Source organism: Brevundimonas sp. BR2-1 (assembly GCF_037626195.1).
GTDB lineage: Bacteria > Pseudomonadota > Alphaproteobacteria > Caulobacterales > Caulobacteraceae > Brevundimonas.
Map to the genome: position 1 here is coordinate 768,431 of NZ_JARKMV010000001.1, position 25,365 is coordinate 793,795.

A 25,365-nucleotide genomic window follows, 5' to 3' on the forward strand; every position below is an offset into this window, starting at 1 on the left:
CGATGGCGCCTTTCCTGCCTGACGACCGAATGAACCGCGCAGGCCGACCCGAGTCGAGACGGGTCGATCCAACGCTTCAAGGGGGCCGCCTCAGTGCCGTTTGATTTCCGCCGCGCGATGATCGCGCCGACGTTGGCCGTGGCATTGTGCGCCATGGCGACCGCAGGCCGGGCCGAGGAAGTCCGCCGCGCGCCCACCGCCCTGAGCGCTGCGGACCGTCTGAGCTACACCACCGCCTTCGACGCCCTTCGCCGCGGCGATCTGGACGCCGCCCGGGATTCCGCGCGTCAGGCCAACGACCGCGTCCTGCTGGGTCAGGTCGAGTTCGAACGCCTGTTCCACGCTGATTACACCGCCACCTATGAGGAGCTGTCGGCCTGGCTGGCGGAATACGCCGATCTGCAGTGCGCCGAGCGCGCCTGGACCCTGGCCATGCGGCGCCGGCCGGATGGCGCGCCCGAGCCGCGGCGCCCGACGCGCATGGGCGGCGGCCGGACCTGGAACGCCATCGCGGCGGCCGGCGGCAACACCGAGGGCGATCCGATGAAGGCGGCCCGCGTCGCTCTCAATCGCGACGACCTGAGCGGCGCGGTGGCCCTCGGCGATCAGCTGGGCGACTGGTGGACGGTGGGTCTGGCCCAGTACCGCCTCGGCGAGTTCGCTCAGGCCAAGACCGCCTTCCAGCGCGTGCTGGACGATCCGACCGAGGATGGATGGACCCGTTCGGGCGCCGCCTTCTGGGCCGCGCGCTCGGCGGCGCGGTCCGGCCAGCAGGATCGCGTCCAACCTCTGCTGCGCCGCGCCGCCGCCTGGCCCGCGACCTTCTACGGCCAGATCGCCATGCGTCAGCTGGGCGAGGAGCCGACGATCGAGAACCTCGGTCCGATCCCCTATGGAGCGGCCCGGATGCAGCAAGCCTCGTATCAGGCCGACGAGCCGATCGGGGTCGACGCCGCCGAACTGGAAGCCTTTGTCCGCTCGGAGCCGCGCGCCCTGCGCACCGTGGCCTTCTATGAGGTCGGACGCCGCACCGACGCCCGCGACGAGCTGAAGACCGGCATTCGCGCCGCCGCCACCGACCGCGGCCGCGAACTGTGGGCCGCGCTGGGCCGGGCGCTGGGACCGCGAGTCACGGGTTCGGGCGACGATGTCCGCCGCGTCGACGCCGACCGCTATCCGCAGCCGGTGATCGAGCCCGAGGGCGGCTTCACCGTCGAACGCTCGCTGGTCTACGCCATCGCGCGCAAGGAAACCGACTTCAACGCCCGGGCTCGCTCGGGCGCCGGCGCCTATGGCCTGATGCAGGTCATGCCGACGACCGCCGCCGAGCTCACCGGCGACCGGGGCTTCGTCAGCAATCCCGAGCGGCTGTTCGACCCCAATATCAACGCCCGTCTGGGTCAGGCCTATGTGAACAGGGTGTTGGCCCTGCCGGCGATCAACGGCGATCTGTTGCGGGCCGCCGCCTCGTACAACGCCGGGCCGGGCCCGATGGTGGATGCGGTTCGCAAACTGGGTCCGGACGCCGATCCCCTGCTGCTGATCGAGACGATCGACGTGCCGCAAGCGCGGGAATACGTCGAAAAGGTCGTGGCGGCCTACTGGATCTACCAGCGCATGAACGGCCGGCCGCTGAATACGCTGGATGCGGTGGCGTCAGGCGCGTCGCGGGTTCCGATCGCTCTGGACTATGTCGCGCCGCCGCCGGCTCCGACGCAGGCGATCGACCTGGCCTCGGCGGCCACGACCACCGGGACGAACTAGATCACGCTGACCAGAAGCAGCGCGGGCAGGCAGCAGGCGATCACGATCATCAGCCCGTAGACCATCAGGCTGGGACGACGCGTACCGGGCTGCTGAACGGGCATGGACATGGCGGATCCCTGAACGCACAGGCGTTCTTGCAGGGTGCAAAATACCGCCGTTGTCTTAAAGCCGGGTTCCGCGAGGCGGTTAATGGTTCGCCAGCGCCTCGGCCGACCATTCGAGGAAATCGGGCTGGGCCAGCAGGGTGTCGCAGTAGGCGGCGGCCGTCCCGTCGTCGCCGTGGGCGGCCAGATCGATCTGGAAATGGCGGAACCGCGTCGCCACCGGGGTGAAGAAGGCGTCCGGCACCGACCATTCGCCGAACAGATACGGGCCGCCTTCGCCGAACCGGGTCCGCATCTCGCGCCACAGGGAGACGATGCGCCGGATGTCGCGGGCCACGGCCTCGCCCGTCGGCGGCGGCGAGCGATCGGGGCCGACCATGGTGTGGTCGGGACCCATGCCGCAGTCGGTGCGCAAGCCCATGAAGCCGCCGTGCATCTCACACGCCGCCGACCGGGCCAGCCAGCGCGCGTGAGCGTCGGCGGGCCAGAGGCGGACGTTCGGGAAATTCTCGGCGCACCAGACCGATATGGCCATGGAGTCCCAGATGGTCTCTCCGTCGACGCGCAGCAGGGGCACCAGACGGGACGGCGATATGCGTTCCAGCTCGGCCTGTCCCTCGGGACTGTAGATGTCCATCTCGCGCACGGTGAAGTCCGCCTTGCAGCGCTTCAGCACCAGCCAGGGCCGCAGCGACCAGGTCGAATACAGACGCGGTCCGATGATCAGTTCCATGTGCCCCTCCAGCAATGCGGTCCCCTGCAATACGGCCGGTCGGGGCCTGCCGCCAGCCGCCGATGGGCGAGTTTAAAGGGGTCCGGAACAAGCGGCGCTTGACTCAACCGGTCGCGAGACCGACACGACGCGCCCATGATCAGCCGCTATTCCCGCCCCGCCGCCGTCGCCATCTGGTCGCAGGAGACCAAATACCGGATCTGGTTCGAGATCGAGGCGCACGCCGCCACGCGGATGGCCGAGCTGGGCACCATCCCCGCCAGCGCCGCCGAGGCGATCTGGGCCAAGGGCAACGATGTGGTCTTCGACGCCGACCGCATCGACGAGATCGAACGCACCACCAAACACGACGTCATCGCCTTCCTGACCCATGTGTCCGAGATCGTCGGCGAGGAGGCGCGCTTCCTGCACCAGGGCATGACCAGTTCCGACGTGCTGGATACCTGTTTCGCGGTCCAGCTGGCGCGCGCCTCGGACCTGCTGATCGAGGGTGTCGACCGGGTGCTGGCGGCGCTGGAGACGCGGGCGAAGGAGCACAAATTCACGCCATGCGTCGGCCGCAGCCACGGCATCCACGCCGAGCCGGTGACCTTCGGCCTGAAGCTGGCCGGCTATTACGCCGAGTTCCAGCGGGCGAAGCGGCGGCTGCTGGCGGCGAAGGAAGAGATCGCCACCTGCGCCATCTCGGGCGCCGTGGGCACCTTCGCCAACGTCGATCCGGCGGTGGAAGAATATGTCGCGGAGAAGATGGGTCTGGCCGTCGAGCCGGTCTCGACCCAGGTCATCCCGCGTGACCGCCACGCCGCCTTCTTCGCGGCCCTGGGCGTGGTCGCCTCGTCGGTCGAGCGTCTGGCCATCGAGATCCGCCACCTGCAGCGCACCGAGGTGCTGGAGGCCGAGGAGTTCTTCGACAAGGGCCAGAAGGGCTCGTCGGCCATGCCGCACAAGCGCAACCCGATCCTGACCGAGAACCTGACCGGCCTGGCCCGTCTGGTGCGCTCGGCGGTGGTGCCGGCGATGGAGAACGTCGCCCTGTGGCACGAGCGGGACATCAGCCATTCGTCGGTCGAGCGGGGCATCGGGCCGGACGCGACCATCCATCTGGACTTCGCCCTGCACCGGCTGGCGGGCGTGGTCGAGCGGCTGAACGTCTATCCCGAGAACATGCAAAAGAACCTCGACCTGCTGGGCGGGCTGGTTCACTCGCAGCGGGTGATGCTGGCCCTGACGCAGGCGGGTGTGAGCCGCGAGGACGCCTATGCGGCCGTGCAGGAGAACGCCATGAAGGTCTGGCGCGGCGAGGGCCGGTTCCTGGACTTCCTGAAGGCCGACGAGCGGGTGACCCTGCCCACGGAACAACTCGAGGCGCTGTTCGACCTCGGCTATCACACCAAACATGTGGACACCGTATTCGCCCGGGTGTTCGGGGCGGCGTGAGCGCAAAGCGCGCCTTCGACCCGGTCACGGACGCGAACACGCGGCTGCTGATTCTCGGCAGCTTGCCAGGAGACGCCTCGCTGAAGGCGGCCCAATATTACGCCCATCCGCAGAACGCCTTCTGGCGGCTGGTGGGCGGCGTAACCGGGCGCGATCTGGCCGCCCTGCCCTATCCTGACCGGCTGGAAGCGCTGAAGGCGGCCGGGGTCGGCCTGTGGGACGTCATCGCCAGCGCAACCCGGCCCGGCAGTCTGGATGCCGCCATCCGCGACGCCGAGACGGCCGACCTCAACCGGCTGGTGGGCGATCTGCCGCACCTGAAGGCCGTCGCCTTCAATGGCGGGACGGCGGCCCGGATCGGGCGTCGGACGCTGAACCCGCCCGCCGACGTGCAGCTGATCGACCTGCCGTCGTCCAGTCCCGCCCACACCCGGTCCTTCCAATCCAAGACCGAGGCCTGGAGCGTACTGAAGCCCTTCGTCAGCGGAACCTGACGTCTGCGGTCACGTGTCGCGCCGGAAATCGTGATGCCCGGTGCATCCTTTCCGGCGCTGGTCAGTACCTGCATGCGACGCCGCCGTCAGGGCGGCGCGTATCAGGAGACGTCCCCCAATGATCCCGACCCGGTTCGCAACCCTCGCCACCGTATCCGCCGCCGCCCTGCTGACCCTGGCCGCCTGCAACAAGCCCGAGGAAGCCGCCCCGGCCGACGCCGCCGCGACCGACGCCATGACCCCCGCCTCGACCGACCCGATGGTCGGCGGCGCGCCGATGAGCCCCAATGAGACTATCGTCGCCAACGCCGCCAAGGCCTCGAACCTGACCACCCTGGTCAGCGCCGTGACCGCCGCCGGCCTGGGCGAGACCCTGTCGGGCCCCGGCCCGTTCACGGTCTTCGCGCCCGACAATGCGGCCTTCGAAAAGGTGCCCGCCGAAACCCGTTCGGCCCTGATGGCCCCGGCCGGCAAGGCCGATCTGACGAAAATCCTGACCTATCATGTGGTCCCGGGCCGTCTGACGGCCGCCGACATCGCGTCGCAGGCCCAGGCCGGCGGCGGCACGGCCACCCTGACCACCGTCCAGGGCGAGGAACTCAGGGTCTCGGCCGGTCCGAACAACACCTGGGTCATCACCGACGCCAAGGGCGGCAAGTCGACCATCACCCAAGCCGACGTCGCCCAGTCGAACGGCATGGTCCATGTCATCGACACGGTCCTGATGCCCTAATCACGGCGTCATCGCTGAAACGGGAAAGGCCGCTCCATCGCTGGAGCGGCCTTTTTCGTCCGCCTTGAACCGACGCGTTACTCGCCGTTGCGGATCTGGTCGCGGGCGATGGACTGCAGTTCGTCCATCTTGCGGCGGATTTCGCCTTCCGAGACGGTCAGGCCGGCGCCCTCAAGGTCCTGGGCGATCTTGCGGAAGACGTCTTCCTCGCCCGGCTGTTCGAAATCGGCCTTGACGATGGCGCGGCCGTATTCCTCGGCGCCCGCGGCGTTCAGGCCCATTTTCTCGGCGGCCCACAGGCCCAGGAGCTTGTTCCGCCGGGCGACCGCCTTGAACTCCTGTTCCTGATCGAGGGCGAATTTGGACTCGAAGCCCTTTTCCCGATCGTCGAAGGTGGTCATGCGCGTTGCGAGGCTCCGTCAGGCGACCCAAGCGGGGCCGCGGTCGAGGTGGTCTATATCCACCGCCTACCCGAACGCAACCGGAACTGACGGGGTTGCGACGAGGCGTCCCCAGTGCGCGCCAAAACGACGCTGGTTTGTGTCGCGGCGCCGCATCCGCTAAGGGTTCGCGCGACTTTTTCCCGCCCGCCCGATTCCGGATCAAGCCGCCCAGACACGGTCTGGCCGCGCGATCTGCGTTTCCGGCAGGCCCCGCCCGGACCCAAGATGATGAACGTCAAGCGCAAGAAGCTCTACGAGGGCAAGGCCAAGATCCTCTACGAGGGGCCCGAGCCCGGCACCCTGATCCAGTATTTCAAGGACGACGCCACCGCCTTCAACGGCGAGAAGAAGGCCCAGCTGGAAGGTAAGGGCGTCATCAACAACCGCATCAGCGAATTCGTCATGTCGCGCCTGAACGGCATCGGCGTGACCAACCACTTCATCAAGCGTCTGAACCTGCGCGAGCAGTTGATCCGCGAGGTCGAGATCATTCCGCTGGAAGTCGTGTGCCGCAACGTGGTTGCGGGCTCGATGAGCCAGCGCCTCGGCATCGACGAGGGCACGCCCCTGCCCCGGTCGATCATCGAATTCTATCTCAAGAAGGACGAGCTCAACGACCCGATGGTCACCGAGGAGCATATCACCGCCTTCAACTGGGCCACGACCCAGGAGCTGGACGACATCCTGGCCATGACCGTCCGCGTGAACGACTATCTGTCGGGCATGTTCGGCGCCGTCGGCATCACCTTGGTGGACTTCAAGATCGAGTTCGGCCGGGTATGGGAGAACGACTTCAGCCGGGTCATCCTCGCCGACGAGATCAGCCCCGATTCCTGCCGCCTGTGGGACACCAACACGGGCGAGAAGCTGGACAAGGACCGCTTCCGCCGCGATCTGGGCAATGTCATCGAAAGCTACACCGAGGTGGCCCGCCGCCTCGGCATCATGAAGGATATGCCGACCGTGATTCAGGGTGGACTGCACTAGGATGGCCAAGGTGAAGGTGCATGTGTTTCTCAAGCCCGGCGTCCTGGACGTCCAGGGCAAGGCGGTCGAGCAGGCTCTGCACGGACTGGGCTGGGCCGGCGTCGCCAACGCCCGCGTCGGCAAGCTGATCGAGTTCGATCTGGACGGCGTGGCCGATCCGGCCGCCGAGGCGAAGAAGATGTGCGAGCAGCTGCTGGCCAACACCGTGATCGAAAGCTACCGCATCGAGGTCGCGTGAAGCGGCTGATCCAGTTCTCGGTCGCGGCCTTCGTGGTGGTTTGCGTGCTGATTTTCGCGACGGCGCTGGCCGGGGGGCTGACCGATGATCGCGCGTTCACCCAGGCGGCGAAGGATGCGGCGCACTAGCGACCCGGACCGCGATTGTGCGTTAGGCTGGCTCCGGACATAGCGAGGAGCGATCCATGGCCTTCACCGTCACCTCCAGCGGCTTCACCGACGGCGGCGCCCTGCCGGACGCCCAGGTCCATGCCAAGGGCAATCGCTCACCGCAGCTGAGCTGGTCAGGCGCGCCCCAGGGTACGAAGAGCTTCGCCGTCACCTGCTACGACCCCGATGCGCCGACCGGCTCGGGCTTCTGGCACTGGACCGTGGCCAACATCCCCGCCGACGTTACCGAACTGGCCGAGGGCGGCCCCGTGCCCGCGGGCGCGGTCGAGGGGCGCACGGACTTCGGCGAGCCCGGCTTCGGCGGGGCCGCGCCGCCGCCCGGGCACGGGCCGCACCGCTACATCTTCACGGTCTTCGCCGTCGACGTGGACAGCCTGCCGGTCACGCCCGAGGATTCGGGCGCCAAATACGGCTTCAACCTGCATTTCCACACGCTGGCCAGGGCGTCGATCACGGGCGTGTACGAGAACAGGGGCTGAGCAGGTCGATCGGGAGGGGCGGCATGGGAATTATGGTCAAGGCGATCGCGGCGGCCACGCTGCTTCTGGCTGCAGCGGGAGCAGCTGGGGCCCAGGAAGCTCCGGCGATCGCGACCGTAACGGCCACGCCGGCGGGCATTCCGATCGACAGCGCGTGGCGACGCGCCGTCTATGCGCAGGCGAACGACCATTTGCGGCACCCGAGCTGGGGCTGGCGGCATTCGGAGCGCGACTATCTGTTCGGCATGGCGGTGGCGCAGGCCGAGGGGCTGCCGGTCGACCCTGACGTGATGTTCGCCGCGGCCTTCCTGCATGACTGGGGCGGGATCGAACCGTTCGCCGTCGCCGGCGTGGATCACGCGGTGCGCTCGGTGCAGCTGGCCGAGCCGTTCCTGAGCGAGGCGGGCTTTCCGATGGAGAAATTTCCTGCCGTCCGCGCCGCCATCCTGGGCCATATGTACGACAAGGAGCCGGAAGGTCCCGAGGCGCTGGTCCTTCACGACGCCGATGCGCTGGACTTCCTCGGCGCGCTCGGGGCCGCCCGGTTGCTGGCGGCGACAGGCGACCGGCCCGACTACGATCAGGCGCTGGGGCGGATCGAGCGATTCGCGGTCGACATCCCGCCTCGCCTGAAAACCGCCGCGGCCCGCCGGATGGCCGGGCCCCGCGTGGCGGCGATGTCCGAATTCCTCGCCACCGTGCGACGCGAGACGCCGGACGGCGCCAGACCCTGACAAGGCGGCCGAACGCTGCTAAAGGGCGCCGCCATGAGCGCAGCCGTCATCGTCTTCCCCGGTTCCAACTGCGACCGCGACTGCAAGGTCGCCGTCGAACGCTCCACGGGCGAGACCGTCCAGATGGTCTGGCATCAGGAGACGGAGCTGCCCTCCGGCCTGGACCTGATCGTGCTGCCCGGCGGTTTCTCGTACGGCGACTATCTGCGCTGCGGGGCCATGGCCGCGCAGTCACCGGTCATGCGGGCGGTGAAGAAGGCCGCCGACGACGGCGTGGCGGTGCTGGGCATCTGCAACGGCTTCCAGATCCTGTGCGAGGCCGGAATGCTGCCGGGCGCCCTGCTGCGAAACGCCGGGCTGAAATACGTCTGCAAGCCCGTCAGCCTGACCGTGACCAACGGCCAGACCCGTTTCACCGCCGGCTATCAGGGCCAGCGCGAAGTGATCATGACCCAGGGCAATGGCGACGGTAACTTCTTCGCCGCCCCTGAAGACCTCGCCCGCATCGAGGGCGAGGGGCAGGTCGTGTTCCGCTATGTCGACAATCCCAACGGCTCGGTGAACGACATCGCCGGCGTCCAGAACGCGCGCGGCAACGTGTTGGGTATGATGCCCCACCCGGATCGTGCCTTCGAGGAAGAACTGGGCTCGGCCGACGGCGCGACCCTGTTCCGGTCGATCTACGCCGCCGCCTGACCATGGACCGAATCTGGGTCGGGCAGGTCCAGCCCGACTGATTTCGCTCTAGACGCCCCAGGCCTTGCCGCCCGCGCCATAGCCGTCGATCGCCTGGAACATGGCGGACACCAGGGTGCGCTCTTCCTCCGTCACCTCTGGCTTCCAGACGTCGAAGATCAGGATGGTGCGGTCCTGACCGCTGTCGTTGGCGGCCTCGTGCTCGATGGTGTCGTCGAAGGCCCAGCCCTGGCCCTCCTTCCATTCGCGGACGTCGTTGCCGACGCGGAAGCGCGAGCCCGGCGGGGCGATCAGCGGCAGATGGCAGATCAGGCGGGTGTTGATCAGGCCGTGGTGCGGCGGGATACGCGCGCCGGCCTTAAGTCGCGAGAACAGGATCGACGGCGTCCGGCCCGGGACGCGGCACAGCGGAACCCGGGCCAGCGCCTCGATCGTGCGCGGACACCGGCGGGCCATGTCCGGTTGTTCCTCGCCGTCCTTCCACAGAAACAGGGCGCTCCAGTCGGCGTTCGAAGTCATGCCCTGGGCATCCGCATTGGGCCGGTCGGCGCGCGGCTCGACATAGGGGCGGAACAGGTCCGGCTCGGCCAGAAGCGCCTCAAGCTCGGTCCGGATGTCCGCCGTCGCGTCCTCGACCGCCGTCATCCAGGGCAGGGTCTCGCGCGGCTGGAACTGGATTTGCGGCAGACCGGGCAGCAGGTAGAATCGGGGCTCCTGCTGATACAGCCGCTTGCGCCCGGCCATCAGGTCCAGCGACAGGGCGAACCGGTCGCTGGAGGTGGCGATATCGAATCCCGACCGGCCCAGGCTGTCGGTCAGATACGACTGGAAACGGGCGCTCTGGTCCTGAATGGCCCCTTGAGCTCGCCGCAACGCCGCGACCAGATCCGCGGGCAGGTCCGGGACCCCGGCGGCGCCCCGCAAGGCCGAGCCGTAGAAGCTGGCCCCTGCCCGCGCATCGCCCAGCCCGACCAGGGCGTCGCCCTTGGCGATCAGGGCGCGAAGGTCACGCGGATTGGCGGCCAGCGCCCGGTCAGCCTCGGCCAGCCGGGCCTCCAACGTTCGCTGAGCGGTGTCGTCTACCATTCGCTGATCGGAGGTCGCCGAGCAGCGTCCGTCAAGACGAAACGTTAAACGCCGGGATTGTCCGCGCGCGACGTGTCTTCGCCGTCGGAACCTCCGGCTCCGACGGACTGGTCCAGCGCATCGGGATCGGCTTCGTCGGGCGTGCGGACGCCGCCGGGATCGCGTTGGGCGGCCAGTTCGCGCTCTCCGAGCCCGAGGCCCTGTTCGCGGGCGCGATCAGCCTGAACGGCATCCGTTTCGAACACCGGGGATTCGGCGGGGGTCGGACGTTCCTTGTCGGCCATGGTCTGTCTCCATTCCTGCGGCCGATTCAACCCGCGTCGAGAGGTCCCGGTTCCGGCATTGAACCTTTGGCCTGAACCGCACGTACATGTGTCCACGCCCAGGGAGAATCGGATGTCGTCCATTGTTCGCGCCACCCCTGCCCAGATGACCCGGCGGGTGATCGTGCTGGCCGCGGCCATCTTCGCCATTGTCGCCGGGCAGGGCCAGATGGCGCTCGGTTGGGGACAGACCGCCGCCGAGTTCGCCGCCGACAGCGATGCGACGCTGAAGGTCGCGGGCTACGCCTTCGCCATCTGGGGCGTCATCTATCTGGGCCTGCTGGTCTACGCCGTGCGGCAGGTCCTGCCGCAGACGGGGGAGAGCCGGATGATCCATCGCTTCGGATGGCCCTCGGCGGCCGCGATGGCAGGCATCGGCTTGTGGATCATTGCGGCGGCGCTGGACGCGGAGATCGCGACGGTCGTGCTGATCTTCGGCTCGCTGGCGGCTCTGCTGTTTCCCCTGCTGTCGAATGCGGGGGCCATTCGCGCCCTGCCCTTGCGGGAACGCGACCGCTGGATGGTGGTCTGGCCTTTGGCGATGCTGGCCGGATGGCTGACGGTGGCCGCGCCGCTGAACCTGATCACGGTGGCGACCGGCAACGGCGATCTACCCGCGGCCCTGTCTCCGACGGTCTGGGCGATGATCGCGATCGCCGCGGTCGCCGTTGTCGCCCTCTCTGTGACGCAACGGATACGGACCGTGGCCTATGCCCTGCCCGTCGCCTGGGGTCTGTTGGGCGCCTTCGTCGCCGAGCAGCCGCGCAACGCCAGCCTCGCCCTTTTCGCGCTGGCCGCGGCCGTCGCGGTCCTTGTCGGCGCGATCGTATTGAGCCTGCGCCTGCGCCGCGGCGTCGAACGCCGCGAATCGACCGAGGCCTAGCCCGGCTGTGGCGCTCTGCGTCCAGATTTGACGCATGAGCGTGATCTTGTGGTCCGGCTTTCTTTGACAATCGAATGAAAGCGGACGGAGTGGACTCTTCGGACTCTTCGGACTGTGTTTTTTCGAGTCCGCATCGTGCGCGGCTAGTCCGCCGCGGCGGGGTCCGCTTGATCGTCATCGTTGGCGGCCTCTTTCGAGGCCCGCTCGGCGGCAGCCGAGGCGCCGGCGTCGTCGGCCGCGATCTCCGGGGCGTCAGGGTCTTCAGGCGTTGCGGCGGGGTCGATCGGTTGGTCAGGCATCGCGGGGCTCCTTGAGCTTCACGGAAACAATGGACGTCCCGGCGCGATGTTCCGCTCTGGGCGGCTGACACTCGCCCCATGAACAGCTAGAAGGCGCGCCCATGAGCGCTCCGCAGAAGACCATGGCCGAACTGGCCGCCGAATACGGCCTGGCCCCGAACGAGTATCAGGTCGTCCTCGACCGGCTGGGGCGAGAGCCGAACAACGTCGAACTGGGCGTCTTTTCGGTGATGTGGTCCGAGCACTGTTCGTACAAGTCGTCGAAAATCCATCTCGGCAAATTCCCGACCAAGGGGCCGCGCGTCATCTGCGGACCGGGCGAGAACGCCGGGGTCATCGACATCGACGACGGCGACGCCTGCATCTTCAAGATGGAGAGCCACAACCACCCATCCTACATCGAACCCTATCAGGGCGCGGCAACGGGCGTGGGCGGCATCATGCGCGACGTGTTCACCATGGGCGCACGGCCTGTGGCCCTGCTGAACGCCCTGCGCTTCGGCGACCCCTCGCACGAGAAGACGAAGCGGCTGGTCAAGGGCGTGGTCTCGGGCATCGGCGGATACGGCAACTGCGTCGGCGTTCCGACGGTGGCGGGCGAGACCAATTTCCACGCCGGCTACAACGGCAACATTCTTGTCAACGCCATGTGCGTGGGCGTGGCCAAGGCGGACAGCATCTTCTACTCGGCGGCGCCGGGCGGCGGCATGTCGGTGGTCTATTTCGGATCGAAGACCGGGCGCGACGGCATTCACGGCGCGACCATGGCCTCGGCCGAGTTCGACGAGGATTCGGACGAGAAACGGCCCACCGTCCAGGTCGGCGATCCCTTCGCCGAGAAGCTGCTGATCGAGGCCACGCTGGAGCTGATGGCCTCGGGCGCCGTAGCGGCGATCCAGGACATGGGCGCGGCGGGCCTGACCAGTTCCTCCGTGGAAATGGCCGGCAAGGGCGGCGTCGGCATCGAGCTGAACATGGACGCCGTGCCCCAGCGCGAAGAGGGCATGACCGCCTATGAGATGATGCTGTCGGAAAGCCAGGAGCGGATGCTGGCGGTCCTGAAGCCCGGCCGCGAGGAAGACGGCCACCGGATTTTCAGGAAATGGGGTCTTGACGCCGCCGTCATCGGCAAGACCACGGACACCGGCCATCTGGTGCTGAAGCACCACGGTGAGATCGTCTGTGACGTGCCGCTGGCCCCGTTGTTCGACGACGCCCCCCTGTATGACCGCCCGTGGGTTCAGCCGGCCCTGCAACCCCGCCTGGCCCCGGCCGACGTACCGGCGCCGGACGACTGGGTCGATGCGGTGCTGAAGGTGGTCTGCTGCCCCGACATGGCGTCCAAGCGCTGGATCTGGGAGCAGTACGACCGCCACGTCATGGCCGACACCCTGCATGACTCGGCCACCGCTGCCGACGCGGGCGTCGTTCGGGTCCACGGAACGGACAAGGGTCTGGCCATGACCTCGGACTGCACGCCCCGCTATGTGCAGGCCGATCCCTATGAGGGCGGCAAACAGTGCGTGGCCGAGGCCTGGCGCAACCTGACCGCCGTGGGCAGCCGGCCCATCGCCATCACCGACAACCTCAATTTTGGTAATCCGCAGCGGCCCGAGATCATGGGCCAGATCGTCCGCGCCATCGACGGCATGGCCGAGGCCTGCCGGGTGCTGGACTTCCCGGTCGTGAGCGGGAACGTATCGCTCTACAACGAAACCAATGGCGCGGCCATTCCGCCGACACCGACGGTCGGGGCCGTGGGCCTGCTGACCAACTATGACGTCGTCGTCGGCTTCGGCGGCATGGTCGAGGGCGACGTGCTGGTGCTGATCGGCGAGACGGTCGGCGAGCTCGGCTCGTCCCTGTATCTGCGCGAGGTGCTGGGCCGCGAGGACGGCGCCCCGCCGCCGGTCGATCTGGCGCTGGAGCGGGTCACAGGCGACTTCGTCCGCGGCCTGATCGAGGGGGGCGATCTGACCTGCGTCCACGACCTGTCGGACGGGGGCCTGATCGGGGCGGCGGCAGACATTGCCCTGGCCAGCGACTGCGGCGTGGAGCTGGACGCCACCTCGGCGTCCCACGCTCACATCCTGCTCTTCGGCGAGGACCAGGCCCGCTATCTGGTCGCGACGACCGATGCGACGGGGATCATCGCGGCGGCGCAGAAGGCCGGGCTGCATGCGTCGGTTGTCGGCCGGGCCAGGGGCCGGGACTTCGCCTCGGGCGGACCGGAGGGCGACCTTTTCCGCGTGCCGCTGGACCACCTGCGGGAGATGCACGAGGCGTGGATGCCGAACTGGATCGAGGGTTGATGCGCGCTGTCCTCACCGTCGGGGCGGCCTCGCTCGCTCTCGTGGCCTGTGACGGCGGCGGCGATCCGGTTCAACAGGCCCTGCGTGAGACCGCGGCGGTGAACCAGTCCGCTGCGGTCAAGGAAGGCGTCACCAGTCCGGCGGGCGGGCATGCGCCGGCCGGCCAGGGCGCTGCCGCCTCGGGCGGGACGGCGGATCAGGCCTATATCGCCGGGATGATCGAGCATCACCGCGGCGCCGTGGCCATGGCCGACGTAGCCCTGGCGCAGTCGCAGGACGCCGACATCCGACGCATGGCGCAGGCGGTAAAGAACGCTCGGACGCGTGAGATCGCAGAAATGCGCGCCTGGCGGCCGGCGATCACGCCGGGCCAGTGACGAGCGTCACATTTCCGGGCTAGGTCGGAGCCTTCGCTGACCGGAGGCCGCCATGCGCTCGTTCGATTCCCTGTCCCGTCGCGGACTGCTGTTGAGCCTAGGCGCCGGCGGCGTGCTGGCGGGATCCAGCCGTCAGGCCCTGGCCGATCCGGTGTTCGCCGAATATCCGTTCCAGTTGGGAATCGCCGCCGGCGATCCGGCCCCCGACGGCTTCGTGATCTGGACCCGTCTGGCCCCGCGCCCGCTGGAGATCGGTCACGGCATGCCGTCCCAGCCAGTAGCCGTGAAATGGGAGGTGGCGACCGACCGCGGCTTCTCCACCGTCGTGCAACAGGGCGAGGCGGTCGCGCGGCCCGAAATGGGTCACGCCGTCCACGTTGAGGTCACGGGCCTGCAGCCCGGCCGGGACTATTTCTACCGCTTCATCGCCGGGACCGAACGGACCGCCACGGGTCGGGCGAAGACCGCGCCGGCGGCCGGGTCCGCGGTCGCGCAGGCCCGCTTCGGCGTGCTGGGTTGTCAGGCGTATGAGCAGGGCTTCTACACCGCGCACCGCAAGGCGGCGGCCGATGACCTGGACTTCATCTATTGCTACGGCGACTACATCTACGAAGGACGCGGAAGCCGGACCTATACCGGCTCGGGCGGGACGATGGAGAACCCGCGCCAGCATTTCGGCGGCGAGATCTACAGCCTGGACGATTACCGGCGCCGCTACGCCCAGTACAAGATGGACACCGATCTGCAGGCCAGCCACGCCTCGACCGCCTGGTATGTGACCTGGGACGACCACGAGGTCGCCAACAACTGGGTCGGGGATATCGACGACGGCGTGCCGCCGGAGGTGTTCCTGTTGAGGCGTCAGGCGGCGGCGCAGGCCTTCTATGAGCATATGCCGCTGCGCCGCGCGGCCTTCCCGCGCGGATCGGAAATGCAGCTGTACCGGCGGTCGTCATGGGGCGATCTGCTGGACCTGAACTTCCTCGACACCCGGTCCTGGCGCTCGGACCAGCCGTGCGGCGACGCCTGGGCGACCAGCTGCGCGGGCGTCTCGGCCCGCGACGCGCAGATTCTCGGCGAGGCCCAGGAGGCCTGGCTGTACCGTAACCTCGACCAGTCGCGGGCGCACTGGAAGGTGCTGGCGCAGCAGATCATGGTGATGGATCTGGACCGCAAGGAAGGACCCGAGCCCGGCTACAACCTGGACACCTGGGCCGGCTATTCGATCCCCCGCCAGCGGCTGCTGGACCGGCTGCGCGAGCGCCGCATCGGCAATACCGTCGTGCTGACCGGGGACGAGCACCAGAACTACGCCGGGGAACTGTACCGCGACAGCCGGAACCCGGAGGGCGCGCCCATCGCCTCGGAGTTCGTCACCACCTCGATCAGCTCGTCCGGCGACGGCCAGGACCAACGGGCCGACGGGCGGCGCTACCTGGCCGACAATCCGTTCCTGAAGTTCAACAACGCCCAGCGCGGCTATGTCGTCTGCGACGTGACCCCGGAACGGTGGCAGACCGAGTTCAAGGTGCTGGACAAGGTGTCGGACAGGAACGGCGTGCTGACAACCCGGGCGAAGCTGGCCGTGGCCAGCGGCGATGCGCGGGTCGTCCCGGCCTGAGGCGCCCTGACCGACAAGGAATTCGACGACGGCGTCCCGGCGACCCTGGATACAGGAACCGGTGAATTGAGAGACAGCAGCTACCGCCCGTGAGGCCAAGCCGTTCGCGAGGCGCTTCCGTCAGCCTTCCGGCAGGTAGTCGCCGGGCTGCACGAGGCGGAAGCCGGGCGTGGTCTCGACCATCTGGCGGAGCCAGTAGTTGTGGCCCGACCCGTAAATCACCACGATGCGGTCCCCCGGTCGGGCGACCTGCAGCAGGCGGGCGAATATCTGGGCGTTTCGGGCGTACCAGCGCGCGTTCAGGACCGCTCCCGGCTGGTCGTCGGCGGCGCCGAAGGCCATCAGGCGGGCGTAGAAGCCCTGATCCCACTGCACGCGTTCGGGCCTGTTGATCCGTGTCAGCAGCTGGCCGACCGTTTCCGTGGCCTGCCGCTGCTCGAGGTCGGCGAGCATGGAGGCGATCTCGCCGTGCATGGCGCCGAGGCGACCGCCGTCGCCATTGGCCTCGGCCCAGGCCTGCACAGCCTCGAAGGGGAAATAGGACGGCTGGCCCTCGCGGTCCTGCTCGTCGATGCCGTAAACGCGCTCGAGACCGAGCCGGTGGGCCAGCCTATAGCCGATCTGGACGCGCTCATCGGCATTGGTCAGCAGATCGGCCGGGGTGAAGTCCGGGTAGCGGTGATCCAGCAGGGTGGACTGGTCGCGAGCGATCCGTTCGACGGCCACCGCCGTGGGGCGAAAGCGGGACAGCCCCTCGGCCACCGCCTCAAGCTGGACCTGCTTCCCCGGCGTGGTGACCGGGTCGATCCGGGCGTTGTGGAGGTCGTTGCCGGGGTTGCCCATGTGATAGGTCCCCAGCACCATGACCTCGATCGGCGCCGGTTCGGGCGTCTGGGCTATGGCGGCGGTCGGCAGGACGAGGGCCATCATGGCCGCGAGAAGTTTCAGCATGGACGGGCTCCCGATTTGAAGACGAGAGGCCGGAATCGGGCCGTTCGGATGCACCGGCGGTGATTTTTTCGAAGGCGAAATCGCGCGACGGGCTGGCCCTGCGGGCTACAGATCCAGCCGGTCGGCCAGGAGGGCCACGAGGCGGTCCGGCCTGCCGTCGAACAGCCGGTCCAGCAGGTCCTGCACCTCGCCTTCCACATAGGCCTGACGATCGATGGCGGCGTGATAGCGTTGGCGGCCGTCGTCCTTCTGCGAGCGCACCGCCCCCTTCTGCATCAGGCGATGGAGCAGGGTCTTGATGGTGGCGTCGGCCCAGGGATTGGACGCCTTCACCTCCTCGATCAGGGACGCGAAGGACAGAGGGCCGCACCGCCAGAGTGCGGCGAGGATCGCGCTCTCGGCCTCGGTGACCGATATGCGGGCCGGGGTCAGGATTGCAGCACCGTGCGGTCAATGCGGGCCTCGATGATCCAGTGGCAGATCACGCCGACGACGCCCGCGAGCAGGCCCAGCAGGAACAGCAGGGCCGCCTCGGCGAAGCCCGGCGCCAGCACGGTCACCGGCACCGGTCCCCCGGCGTTGGCGATGCCGATGAAGCCCATCAGCAGGACGAAGGCCGCACCCATCAGCCCGATCAGGGGCCCGCCGAGGCGAAGCGCGGACACGAAGGCGGATCCGCCATTTAGCCGCCTGCCCGAAGCCAGCTTGAGCGCTGTCACGACGATCGCGGCGAGCGCGGCCACGATGAGGGCGGTCATCAGGGCCTTCATGGTTTCGTCTGCGTCGGCGAAGACGCTGGACAGGGTGAGACGGGATTGGGCGAACGCCGCCGTCGGCAATGCGGCGAGCACCATGACGGCCACTGCGGTAGCTCTGGAAAGAGGCATGAGGAAGCTTCCTGTCTACGTATGTAATCTATTCAGTTTACATACGTAGACTAACCGGTCAAGCCTGAACGGGTATCGCCTGGCTGAGCCGCCCGCCGACCCGGATCGGTTCGACCCGCGTGGCCAGCCCGGTCCGGTCGTCGGTCTCGACATAGACGCCGCATACCGTGGCCGGGCCGTGGGCCGGGACATAGCGTCCGCCCGACAGGCGGGTGGTGAAGCGCCGCAGAGGCTCTTCCTTCTCGTTGCCGATGACCGAGTCATAGTCGCAGCAGCCGCCGGCGTCGGTCTGATAGGCCGTGCCTCCGGGCAGAATCTGGCAGTCTGCGGTCGGGACATGGGTGTGGGTGCCGACCACCAGCGAGGCCCGGCCGTCGCAGAAATGGCCCATGGCCATCTTCTCGGACGTCGCCTCGCAATGCATGTCGACGATGATGGCGTCGGCCACGGCGCCCATCGGACAGGCGGCCAACTCCTTCTCGACCGCGCTGAACGGGCAGTCCATCGGGTCCATGTGGATGCGGCCCAGCACGTTCATGACCAGAACGGTCTTGCCGCTGTGGGTCTCGAACAGGTTGGCCCCGGCGCCGGGGGCGTCCATCAGGCGCGGATAGTTGAGGGGCCGGATCAGACGCGGCTCGCGCACGATATAGGTCAGGGCCTCGCGCTGATCCCAGCTGTGATTGCCGAGGGTCAGGCAGTCGGCGCCGGCCATGAACAGCTCGCGCGCGGTGTTCTCGGTGATGCCGAAGCCGCCGGCGGCGTTCTCGGCGTTGACCACCACGAAGTCGAGGTTCAGGTCGCGCTTCAGGCCGGGCAGGTGGTCGCTCAGGCCGTCCCGTCCGGACTTGCCGACGACATCACCGAAAAAAGCCAGTCTCATGCGAAGGCTCTATAGCCGGTCTCGGTCAGAACGCCATGCAGGCGGATGTCGTGCGCCTCGACGGGCAGACGCTCGACCTCCTGGCCGGCGTAGGCGAAGCCGATCCTGAGCGCCTTCGGCAAGGCGGCGAAGGTCCGGTCGTAGTAACCGCCCCCCTGCCCCAGTCTTCCCCCTTGGGCGTCGAAGGCCAGAAGCGGCGTCAGGATCAGGTCAGGCTCGACGATCTCGGCCAGCGGGAACGGGGCGGGGACGCCGGCCTCGTCGAGCTCCAGCGGCTCGCCGGGCGACCAGCGTCGGAAAATCATGGGGGCGTTCCGCTCGATCACCACCGGCAGACACAGCTCGCGCCCGGCCCGGCCGAGCGCCAGCGACAGGGCGTCGACGTCCAGTTCCGAGCCAATGGCGCGATAGACGGCGACAATCCGTCCGGGCGGCAGGGCATCGGCCTGTTCGGCCGCGCGGCCCGCGGCGCCCGCGTCCAGTCCGGCCAGACGCTTGCGCATGGCTCGCATTGCGGCGCGAAGCTGATGCTTGTCGGTCATGAAAAGCCGTCCGGCCGCGTCGAACACGCTTCTCAGCGGTAGCGCGCGGCCCCACCGCGCTCAAGCAGAGACCGTCCGGTCAAACCGGACGGCGACGAAGCCGCGTTCAAGCAATGAGGCTCCGCGGAGCGAGCGATAGCGCAAAAAGAGAAAGGTTGGCGGCGCCGCAAGAACCGTGAAGGACGTTTAAATCCTCTCGACCTGGGTAGCCAGGTGGGCGCCGTGTGCCCAGGCCCACGAGCCTGATCAGGGACAGCTCCCTTCGAGTGAATTAAGGTCGCAAGGAAATGTTGCCTTCGACGAGGGCCGCAGCAAGACCCGCCGCCGGAGAAGATAGTCTCTCTCCGGCGGCGGAACAATGGCCCACCGCCTCAGTCCCGGGCGAAACGTGACGGCGCGGGCTCGTCGATCCAGTGCATTTCCAGGGCGTCGCCGGTCAGACGGAGCCTCAGCCTGTCATCGTAGCCCTCGACCGCGAACAGGCCGTCGGCGTTCATGGGCGACAGGGCGGCCTTCTGGCCGTTGTTCCGCCGCCAGAACAGACGCCCCTCCTCGAACAGGATAGCGCGTCCCCCGTAGACGCCGGCCAGGGACCGCATGCGGGCCGCGGGCAGGCTGACGGGGTTCCGCCGGGACTCGATGCCCACGCGGGCCCACTCCCAGCCGGCCCGGTCCGCAGGGTCGGCGTCGGTCCGGGCCAGCAGGCCGTCCAGCGCCAGCGACGCGGCGGTGTCGAGGGAGGCGGCGGGATCGACCGCCACGTCCGGCGCTACGCCGGCTGCTTCCCAGTTCGTGCCCGACACGGGGTGGACGGGGCGTCCGTACGAAACGCTGAGCATGAAGCCGGGCGCGACGGGAAAGAAGGTGTTGTTGTTCGCCGCGCCTCCAGTGGTCGCACCGACCAGCGTTCCGAGCCTGAACTGCTGGACGTCATAGGCGAACGCCTCGGCCGCAGAACCGACCTGGCGGCTGATCAGCACATAGAGGGGCTTTCCGCGCAGCCGACCGGCCGGAAGGTTGTCGAGCGTGCGCGACTGGATCGGATCCTTGCCCGCTTCCAGGAATGTGATGTCGAGCTGGTCAGGCTCCATGAAGTGGCTGAGCAGATAGCGCACCGCGGCATGATCCCCGCCTCCGTTGCCGCGCAGGTCGATGATCAGGACGTCCCCGTCACGCATGAAGCGCATGGCGTCGTCATAGGCCTGCCCCGTGCGGTCGGCGACCCAATGGAACTGGCCGATCCGCAGGTAGCGGACGTTGCCGGGCAGGATGCGCATCTCGGTCAGGCCGTTGTTGCTGCGCCGGGCGGCGGCGGCCCAGATCGCCTGGAGCGCCGGGTTGTCCTCGGCGTCCACGTCCGAACCGGCCGCGGCCGCATACTGATCGGGCGCATGGTTCAGGTACATGTGCCCGTCGCCGCTCGATTCCCGAAGGTCGGCGGTCACGCGCTCGGCGAAGACGCCCGGGTCAGCGGTCTCGTAGCGTCCGCCGGACAGCCCCTCATTGAGCCTGTCCCGGATGGCCGGAACGCGGTCCGGAAAGACGTATCGGCTCTCCACCGTCTGGATGATGGCGGCTATGGCGGCGGCCCGCTGTCCGGCGTCCAGGGTCGCCGCTGCTTCCGCGCGGGCGACCGCCGTCGGCGCGGCGCGCTGGGCGAGAGCCGGCGTTCCGGCGAGACAGGCCAGAAGGCAGGCGGAAAAGACAAGACGATTCATCAAACGACTCCGGAGTTGGGAGAGAGAGCCGCCGCAAGGCGGTCGGCGAGGGGGCGGCGTTCAAGCGCTTCCAGCGCCCGGATCAGGACGTCGGCGAGGGACTGGCCGAGATCCTCGTCCAGCGAGCGCGAGGCAGCCTCAGTGGCGGCCCAGCACCTTTCCAGCCGGGGCAGCTGCTCCAGCGCGAAGGGGGTGAGGGTCACGATGCGTTCCCGGGCGTCCGTTCCCGGCTCGAGCGAGACCCACTGGCGCGCCGCCATCTGGGTGATGGTCTGGCTGACGGCGGAATGGGTGACGCCCGTGTGGCAGGACAGGGCGCGGAGGGTCGACGGGCCGTGGTTGAGAAGGGCTCGCAGGATCGGGGTGAAGCGAGGCCGGTAGTCGAGGCCCGCATCGAGGTAGGTCTGTTCCACCGCCCCGTCCAGGTGGTCGACGAGCCGGCGCAGCAAAACGCCGTGAGTGCGAAGGGAATAGGTCATGGGAAAGATATATAAGCGCTAATATATCTCGCCAAATGACAAATCCGACAGGCTTCGGGCGCAGGCGTGTCGGCCTTAGAGTCCCTGGGCGATCTTCTCGAGACGGGCGGCGACGGCGTTCAGCGCCTCGGCGACGCCGTCGGTGCTGGCGGCGGCGGACGGAGCCGGGGAGGCCCCGCCGTTGGCGCGCGCTTCGTGCAGTTCATCGGCCAGCATCAGGCCCGCCATCAGGAACAGGCGGATGTCGCCGACATGGCCGACCTCTCCCGCCACCTGACGCACATGGCCGTCGAACTGGCTGGCGAGCGTGCGGACGCGCTCCTCCTGGCCGTCGGCGCAACCGACGGCGTAGGGGCGGCCGTTGATCTCCACGGTCACCGTCGCCATCAGCGGACCTCCTGTTCGGCCAGGCTGTCGCGGATGGCGTCGGCGGCGCGGGACAGGGCCTCGGCGGCGTCGCGGCCGGCGGCTTCAAGCTCGTGGATGCGAAGGCGGTCGGTCTCGCTCGAGGGTCCGGGCGCGAACAGATCGTCGTCCGGCACGCGGCTGGATCCGGCAGCGCGTCCCTTGAGGTCCAGCAGGCGGCGCTCAAGCAGGGCGAGCGCGCGATCGACACGGTCCTTGGCGGCCGAAGCAGCATCCATTCGGGTCACATCCTCCAGAATCCGTATAGAACCCGCGCGCACGCCGGGGTAAAGCGGCGCGCTTTCTTTTTTCCGCCTCCCGACGAAAGGTCCTCCCCGTGACCGACGCTAAAACCGCATCCGAAAAGGCCACCCCGAGACAGATGGCCGACGCCATCCGGGTGCTGTCAATGGACGGGGTGGAAAAGGCGAAGAGCGGCCACCCCGGCATGCCGATGGGCATGGCCGATGTGGCGACGGTCCTGTTTTCGAAATTTCTGAAGTTCGACGCCAGCCGCCCGGACTGGGCCGACCGCGACCGCTTCATCCTGTCGGCCGGACACGGGTCGATGCTGATCTACTCCCTGCTCCACCTGACCGGCTACAAGGCCGCGACGAAGGAGGAGCTGTCCAACTTCCGCCAGTGGGGCTCGAAGACCGCCGGCCACCCGGAGTTCGGCCATATGCCGGGCGTCGAGACCACCACCGGGCCGCTGGGCCAAGGCCTGGCCAACAGCGTCGGCTTCGCCATGGCCGAGCGCCATCTGGCGGCGCGGTTCGGCGACGATCTGGTCGACCACCGGACCTGGGTCATCGCCGGCGACGGCTGTCTGATGGAAGGCGTGTCGCAGGAGGCGATCGCCCTGGCCGGCCGCTACCGGCTGAACAAGCTGACGGTGCTGTGGGACGACAATTCGATCACCATCGACGGCGCGGTCTCGCTGTCGGACGCCACCGACCAGAAGGCGCGATTCAAGGCCGCGGGCTGGGCCGTGAAGGCCATCGACGGCCACGACATGAAAGCGATCAAGTCGGCCCTGCAGTGGGCGACGCGTCAGGACAGGCCGACCCTGATCGCCTGCAAGACGAAGATCGGCCGCGGCGCCGCCACCATGGAAGGCAGCCACAAGACCCACGGCGCGGCTTTGGGCGCGGCCGAGATCGCCGCAACCCGCCTGGGCCTGTCCTGGACGCATGAGCCCTTCGAGCTGCCGGAAGCGGTCGACAAGGCGTGGAAGAAGGTCGGACGCCGGGGCGCCAAGGCGCGCAAGGCGTGGGAGGCCCGGCTGAACGCCTCGACCCAGGCCGCCGACTTTACCCGCGCCATGAAGGGCGACCTGCCCACAGGCGCCTTCGACAAGCTGCAGGCGAAGATCGCCGAACTGGTCGAGACGAAGCCGGCCCAGGCGACGCGCCAGTCGTCGGGCGCTGCGCTGGACGAACTGTTCGCCGCCATCCCCGAACTGATAGGCGGGTCGGCCGACCTGACCGGCTCGAACAACACCTTCGTAAAAGGCACGCCGATCTTCGACGCGCCGACCTATGAGGGCCGGTACGTCAACTGGGGCATCCGCGAGTTCGGCATGGCCGCGGCCATGAACGGCATGGCGCTGCACGGGGGGGTGATCCCGTACGGCGGCACCTTCATGGTCTTCTCGGACTACAGCCGCCCGGCGATCCGCCTCGGCGCCCTGATGGGGGTGCGGGCGATCCATGTGCTGACGCATGACAGCATCGGCCTGGGCGAGGATGGCCCGACGCACCAGCCGGTCGAGCACCTGGCCGCCCTGCGCGCCATTCCGAACCTGTTGGTCTTCCGCCCCGCCGACACGGTCGAGGCCATGGAGTGCTGGAAGCTGGCGCTGGAGAGCAAGAGCGCCCCGTCGGCCATGGCCCTGTCGCGGCAGAAGACGGCCGCCGTTCGCACAGTCGCGGCGTCCGAGAACCTGTCGGCCCGGGGCGCCTATGAGCTGCGCGCCGCCAGCGGCGCGGCGAAGGCGACCCTGTTCGCCACGGGCACCGAGGTCCCGCTGGCGCTGGCCGCCGCCGACGCGCTGGAGGCCGAAGGCACGCCGACGCGGGTCGTCTCGGTTCCCTGTTTCGAGCTCTTCTTCGAGCAGCCGAAGACATATCAGGACAGCGTCATCGGCCGCGGCACGGTCCGCGTCGCCGTCGAGGCCGCGATCCAGCAGGGCTGGGAGCGGTTCATCGGCGAGGACGGGGGCTTCGTCGGCATGACCGGCTTCGGGGCGAGCGCACCGGCCGAGGTCCTGTACGAGAAGTTCGGGGTCACCACGGAGGCCGTGGTTGCGGCGGTCAAGGCGCGGCTCCAGGGCTGATGGTCCATCTCGGGGCCGTCTCCCTGCTGGTCCGGGACTACGACGAGGCCATCGCCTTCTTCGTCGGCAAGCTGGGTTTCGAGCTCAGCGAGGACACGGACATGGGCGGAGGCAAGCGCTGGGTGCGGGTGACGCCGAAGGGCGGGCAGACGTCCCTGTTGCTGGCCCGCGCGACGACGGAGGCGCAGCGCGCGGCCATCGGCAAACAGGCGGGCGACCGCGTCTGGCTGTTTCTGGAGACGGACGACCTGGTCCGCGACCACGCCGCCTGGATGGCCGCCGGCGTGGAATTTCGAGAGACGCCACGGCGCGAATCCTATGGGAAGGTGGTCGTATTCCAGGATCTCTACGGCAACGCCTGGGACCTGATCGAACCGGTCTGGGGGACCAGATGATGTTGCGAACAGTGATGACGGTCCTGATGATCGCCGGCGCGATTCTGACCGGAAAGCCCGCCGCGGCCCAGTCGGAGCCCACGCCGATCGTCATCGGCCAGTCGTACGCCCTGCCCTCGGCGGTGATGGGCGCGGCGCGTGAGATCAATGTCTGGCTGCCGCCCGGCTATGCGGAGGGCGAGACGCGGTATCCGGTGCTGTATCTGCTGGACGGCGGGACGACCTGGCAGGATTTCCACCACATCTCCGGCCTGGCGCAGCTGGGGACGGTCAACGGCACGACGCGGGACGTGATCGTGATCGGGATTGCGTCGGTCGACCGGCGCAATGAGCTGGCGCTGGCCACGGACAACGCCGAACTGATCGCCCGCTATCCGACGCAAGGACACTCCGACCGGTTCCGGCGGTTTGTCGCGGAAGAGGTCCAGCCGTTCATCGAAGGCCGCTTTCGCACCAATGGCGAAACGGCGCTGATGGGCGAGTCCTTGGCCGGGCTGTTCGTGGTCGAGACCTTTCTCAAGGAACCCCAGATGTTCGACGCATACGTCGCCGTCAGCCCCAGCCTGTGGTGGGACGGCGGGCGGCTGGCGCGTCAGTCGGGCGCTCATCTGCGCGATCATTCGAACGATCCGCGCACCTTGATCCTGACGATGGGCAATGAGGGCGCCGAGGCGCAGGCGCTGATGGACACCCTGACCGGCAATCTGCGCGAGCACGCCCTGCCCGGCGTGACGTGGACGTTCGAACCGCGTCCGAACGAGAGCCACGCCACCATCTATCACGGGGCCGCGCTGGACGCGTTCCGGCGGCTGTACGCCGTTCCCCCGCCCGCGAACTGACGACCGGAGACT

At 68.4% G+C, this 25,365-nt stretch carries 31 protein-coding genes and 1 other RNA gene; 17 read left to right on the forward strand and 15 right to left on the reverse strand.

The features are described 5' to 3' along the window. The first annotated feature begins 153 nt into the window (after positions 1 to 153). The gene (locus BrevBR_RS03895) at positions 154 to 1,764 is read left to right on the forward strand and encodes a lytic transglycosylase domain-containing protein (RefSeq protein WP_332638800.1); all 1,611 of its coding nucleotides are present in this window, start codon (positions 154 to 156) and stop codon (positions 1,762 to 1,764) included. A 189-nt stretch (positions 1,765 to 1,953) separates the two neighbouring features. On the opposite strand, the gene BrevBR_RS03900 is transcribed toward BrevBR_RS03895, so the two are convergent. After that, a complete protein-coding gene (locus BrevBR_RS03900) occupies positions 1,954 to 2,604 on the reverse strand; it encodes a glutathione S-transferase (protein ID WP_339999997.1) in 651 nt (216 codons plus the stop codon). A gap of 135 nt (positions 2,605 to 2,739) precedes the next feature. Between BrevBR_RS03900 and purB the strand changes: the two genes are divergently transcribed. From purB to BrevBR_RS03915, 3 genes are all read left to right on the forward strand, one after another. Further along, positions 2,740 to 4,041: an adenylosuccinate lyase gene (purB, locus tag BrevBR_RS03905; RefSeq protein WP_339999998.1), complete on the forward strand. Its 1,302-nt coding sequence runs from the start codon at positions 2,740 to 2,742 to the stop codon at positions 4,039 to 4,041. Continuing rightward, positions 4,038 to 4,535: a DNA-deoxyinosine glycosylase gene (locus BrevBR_RS03910; protein WP_339999999.1), complete on the forward strand. Its 498-nt coding sequence runs from the start codon at positions 4,038 to 4,040 to the stop codon at positions 4,533 to 4,535. The genes purB and BrevBR_RS03910 overlap by 4 nt, the downstream gene beginning before the upstream one ends. A gap of 118 nt (positions 4,536 to 4,653) precedes the next feature. Continuing rightward, positions 4,654 to 5,268: a fasciclin domain-containing protein gene (locus BrevBR_RS03915; RefSeq protein ID WP_340000000.1), complete on the forward strand. Its 615-nt coding sequence runs from the start codon at positions 4,654 to 4,656 to the stop codon at positions 5,266 to 5,268. A gap of 77 nt (positions 5,269 to 5,345) precedes the next feature. On the opposite strand, the gene BrevBR_RS03920 is transcribed toward BrevBR_RS03915, so the two are convergent. Then, positions 5,346 to 5,669 carry a DUF1476 domain-containing protein gene (locus BrevBR_RS03920; RefSeq protein WP_056617868.1) on the reverse strand — a complete coding sequence of 108 codons (324 nt, stop codon included), beginning with the start codon at positions 5,667 to 5,669 and terminating at the stop codon, positions 5,346 to 5,348. Positions 5,670 to 5,939: 270 nt separating this feature from the next. Here BrevBR_RS03920 and purC point away from each other — a divergent pair, with 270 nt between their 5' ends. Genes purC through purQ form a run of 6 tightly spaced genes read left to right on the forward strand, consistent with a single transcriptional unit; the run spans position 5,940 to position 9,015 of the window. Further along, positions 5,940 to 6,698 carry a phosphoribosylaminoimidazolesuccinocarboxamide synthase gene (purC, locus tag BrevBR_RS03925; protein ID WP_332638831.1) on the forward strand — a complete coding sequence of 253 codons (759 nt, stop codon included), beginning with the start codon at positions 5,940 to 5,942 and terminating at the stop codon, positions 6,696 to 6,698. A gap of 1 nt (position 6,699) precedes the next feature. Beyond that, entirely contained in the window at positions 6,700 to 6,936 is a 237-nt protein-coding gene (gene purS, locus BrevBR_RS03930; protein ID WP_332638794.1) for a phosphoribosylformylglycinamidine synthase subunit PurS, read from the forward strand. After that, positions 6,933 to 7,064, forward strand: a complete 132-nt coding sequence (locus tag BrevBR_RS03935; RefSeq protein ID WP_340000001.1) for a hypothetical protein — start codon at positions 6,933 to 6,935, stop codon at positions 7,062 to 7,064. Before purS ends, BrevBR_RS03935 begins: the two co-directional genes overlap by 4 nt. A gap of 56 nt (positions 7,065 to 7,120) precedes the next feature. Next, on the forward strand, positions 7,121 to 7,585 hold the full coding sequence (locus BrevBR_RS03940; protein ID WP_340000002.1) for a YbhB/YbcL family Raf kinase inhibitor-like protein: 465 nt from the start codon (positions 7,121 to 7,123) through the stop codon (positions 7,583 to 7,585). Between the two features lie 23 nt (positions 7,586 to 7,608). Next, on the forward strand, positions 7,609 to 8,319 hold the full coding sequence (locus BrevBR_RS03945) for an HD domain-containing protein (protein ID WP_340000003.1): 711 nt from the start codon (positions 7,609 to 7,611) through the stop codon (positions 8,317 to 8,319). Between the two features lie 33 nt (positions 8,320 to 8,352). After that, entirely contained in the window at positions 8,353 to 9,015 is a 663-nt protein-coding gene (purQ, locus tag BrevBR_RS03950) for a phosphoribosylformylglycinamidine synthase subunit PurQ (RefSeq protein ID WP_332638789.1), read from the forward strand. A gap of 48 nt (positions 9,016 to 9,063) precedes the next feature. On the opposite strand, the gene BrevBR_RS03955 is transcribed toward purQ, so the two are convergent. Both BrevBR_RS03955 and BrevBR_RS03960 read right to left on the reverse strand, forming a co-directional pair. Continuing rightward, entirely contained in the window at positions 9,064 to 10,101 is a 1,038-nt protein-coding gene (locus tag BrevBR_RS03955; protein WP_340000004.1) for an aspartyl/asparaginyl beta-hydroxylase domain-containing protein, read from the reverse strand. A 44-nt stretch (positions 10,102 to 10,145) separates the two neighbouring features. After that, on the reverse strand, positions 10,146 to 10,385 hold the full coding sequence (locus tag BrevBR_RS03960; RefSeq protein WP_332638787.1) for a hypothetical protein: 240 nt from the start codon (positions 10,383 to 10,385) through the stop codon (positions 10,146 to 10,148). Between the two features lie 112 nt (positions 10,386 to 10,497). Between BrevBR_RS03960 and BrevBR_RS03965 the strand changes: the two genes are divergently transcribed. Then, positions 10,498 to 11,307 carry a hypothetical protein gene (locus BrevBR_RS03965; RefSeq protein WP_340000005.1) on the forward strand — a complete coding sequence of 270 codons (810 nt, stop codon included), beginning with the start codon at positions 10,498 to 10,500 and terminating at the stop codon, positions 11,305 to 11,307. Between the two features lie 143 nt (positions 11,308 to 11,450). On the opposite strand, the gene BrevBR_RS03970 is transcribed toward BrevBR_RS03965, so the two are convergent. Then, entirely contained in the window at positions 11,451 to 11,606 is a 156-nt protein-coding gene (locus tag BrevBR_RS03970; protein WP_332638785.1) for a hypothetical protein, read from the reverse strand. Positions 11,607 to 11,707: 101 nt separating this feature from the next. Here BrevBR_RS03970 and purL point away from each other — a divergent pair, with 101 nt between their 5' ends. Genes purL through BrevBR_RS03985 form a run of 3 tightly spaced genes read left to right on the forward strand, consistent with a single transcriptional unit; the run spans position 11,708 to position 15,916 of the window. Continuing rightward, the gene (gene purL, locus BrevBR_RS03975; protein WP_340000006.1) at positions 11,708 to 13,918 is read left to right on the forward strand and encodes a phosphoribosylformylglycinamidine synthase subunit PurL; all 2,211 of its coding nucleotides are present in this window, start codon (positions 11,708 to 11,710) and stop codon (positions 13,916 to 13,918) included. Then, on the forward strand, positions 13,918 to 14,295 hold the full coding sequence (locus tag BrevBR_RS03980) for a DUF305 domain-containing protein (protein WP_340000007.1): 378 nt from the start codon (positions 13,918 to 13,920) through the stop codon (positions 14,293 to 14,295). The genes purL and BrevBR_RS03980 overlap by 1 nt, the downstream gene beginning before the upstream one ends. A gap of 52 nt (positions 14,296 to 14,347) precedes the next feature. Next, positions 14,348 to 15,916: an alkaline phosphatase D family protein gene (locus BrevBR_RS03985; RefSeq protein ID WP_340000008.1), complete on the forward strand. Its 1,569-nt coding sequence runs from the start codon at positions 14,348 to 14,350 to the stop codon at positions 15,914 to 15,916. A gap of 120 nt (positions 15,917 to 16,036) precedes the next feature. Here BrevBR_RS03985 and BrevBR_RS03990 read toward each other — a convergent pair whose 3' ends face one another. The 10 genes from BrevBR_RS03990 to BrevBR_RS04035 all read right to left on the reverse strand — a co-directional run bounded on the left by BrevBR_RS03990 (position 16,037) and on the right by BrevBR_RS04035 (position 22,020). Continuing rightward, on the reverse strand, positions 16,037 to 16,867 hold the full coding sequence (locus BrevBR_RS03990) for a DUF5694 domain-containing protein (protein ID WP_340000009.1): 831 nt from the start codon (positions 16,865 to 16,867) through the stop codon (positions 16,037 to 16,039). 105 nt (positions 16,868 to 16,972) lie between these two features. Then, a complete protein-coding gene (locus tag BrevBR_RS03995; RefSeq protein WP_340000755.1) occupies positions 16,973 to 17,302 on the reverse strand; it encodes a BlaI/MecI/CopY family transcriptional regulator in 330 nt (109 codons plus the stop codon). Continuing rightward, positions 17,296 to 17,754 carry a MotA/TolQ/ExbB proton channel family protein gene (locus tag BrevBR_RS04000; protein ID WP_340000010.1) on the reverse strand — a complete coding sequence of 153 codons (459 nt, stop codon included), beginning with the start codon at positions 17,752 to 17,754 and terminating at the stop codon, positions 17,296 to 17,298. The genes BrevBR_RS03995 and BrevBR_RS04000 overlap by 7 nt, the downstream gene beginning before the upstream one ends. A gap of 58 nt (positions 17,755 to 17,812) precedes the next feature. After that, positions 17,813 to 18,637: a TIGR00282 family metallophosphoesterase gene (locus BrevBR_RS04005; RefSeq protein ID WP_340000011.1), complete on the reverse strand. Its 825-nt coding sequence runs from the start codon at positions 18,635 to 18,637 to the stop codon at positions 17,813 to 17,815. After that, on the reverse strand, positions 18,634 to 19,179 hold the full coding sequence (locus tag BrevBR_RS04010; RefSeq protein WP_340000012.1) for a 5-formyltetrahydrofolate cyclo-ligase: 546 nt from the start codon (positions 19,177 to 19,179) through the stop codon (positions 18,634 to 18,636). The genes BrevBR_RS04005 and BrevBR_RS04010 overlap by 4 nt, the downstream gene beginning before the upstream one ends. Before the next feature lie 157 nt (positions 19,180 to 19,336). Further along, a non-coding RNA gene (gene ssrS / locus BrevBR_RS04015) (6S RNA) lies at positions 19,337 to 19,497 on the reverse strand. 53 nt (positions 19,498 to 19,550) lie between these two features. Continuing rightward, on the reverse strand, positions 19,551 to 20,897 hold the full coding sequence (locus BrevBR_RS04020) for a S41 family peptidase (protein WP_340000013.1): 1,347 nt from the start codon (positions 20,895 to 20,897) through the stop codon (positions 19,551 to 19,553). Continuing rightward, complete coding sequence (locus BrevBR_RS04025) at positions 20,897 to 21,376, reverse strand: MarR family winged helix-turn-helix transcriptional regulator (RefSeq protein WP_340000014.1); 480 nt, start codon at positions 21,374 to 21,376, stop codon at positions 20,897 to 20,899. Before BrevBR_RS04025 ends, BrevBR_RS04020 begins: the two co-directional genes overlap by 1 nt. Before the next feature lie 75 nt (positions 21,377 to 21,451). Next, positions 21,452 to 21,763 (reverse strand): cell division protein ZapA, encoded by a 312-nt coding sequence (locus BrevBR_RS04030; RefSeq protein WP_332638775.1) that lies wholly within the window; start codon positions 21,761 to 21,763, stop codon positions 21,452 to 21,454. Next, the gene (locus BrevBR_RS04035; RefSeq protein WP_332638774.1) at positions 21,763 to 22,020 is read right to left on the reverse strand and encodes a hypothetical protein; all 258 of its coding nucleotides are present in this window, start codon (positions 22,018 to 22,020) and stop codon (positions 21,763 to 21,765) included. The genes BrevBR_RS04030 and BrevBR_RS04035 overlap by 1 nt, the downstream gene beginning before the upstream one ends. Before the next feature lie 143 nt (positions 22,021 to 22,163). On the opposite strand from BrevBR_RS04035, the gene tkt reads away from it, so the two are divergent. The 3 genes from tkt to BrevBR_RS04050 are packed head-to-tail and all read left to right on the forward strand — an operon-like array spanning position 22,164 to position 25,353. Then, positions 22,164 to 24,119, forward strand: coding sequence for a transketolase (gene tkt / locus BrevBR_RS04040; protein WP_340000756.1), 1,956 nt, complete (start codon positions 22,164 to 22,166; stop codon positions 24,117 to 24,119). Continuing rightward, positions 24,119 to 24,514 (forward strand): VOC family protein, encoded by a 396-nt coding sequence (locus BrevBR_RS04045; protein ID WP_340000015.1) that lies wholly within the window; start codon positions 24,119 to 24,121, stop codon positions 24,512 to 24,514. The genes tkt and BrevBR_RS04045 overlap by 1 nt, the downstream gene beginning before the upstream one ends. After that, positions 24,511 to 25,353 (forward strand): alpha/beta hydrolase, encoded by an 843-nt coding sequence (locus BrevBR_RS04050; protein WP_332638772.1) that lies wholly within the window; start codon positions 24,511 to 24,513, stop codon positions 25,351 to 25,353. The genes BrevBR_RS04045 and BrevBR_RS04050 overlap by 4 nt, the downstream gene beginning before the upstream one ends. The last annotated feature ends 12 nt before the right edge of the window (positions 25,354 to 25,365 follow it).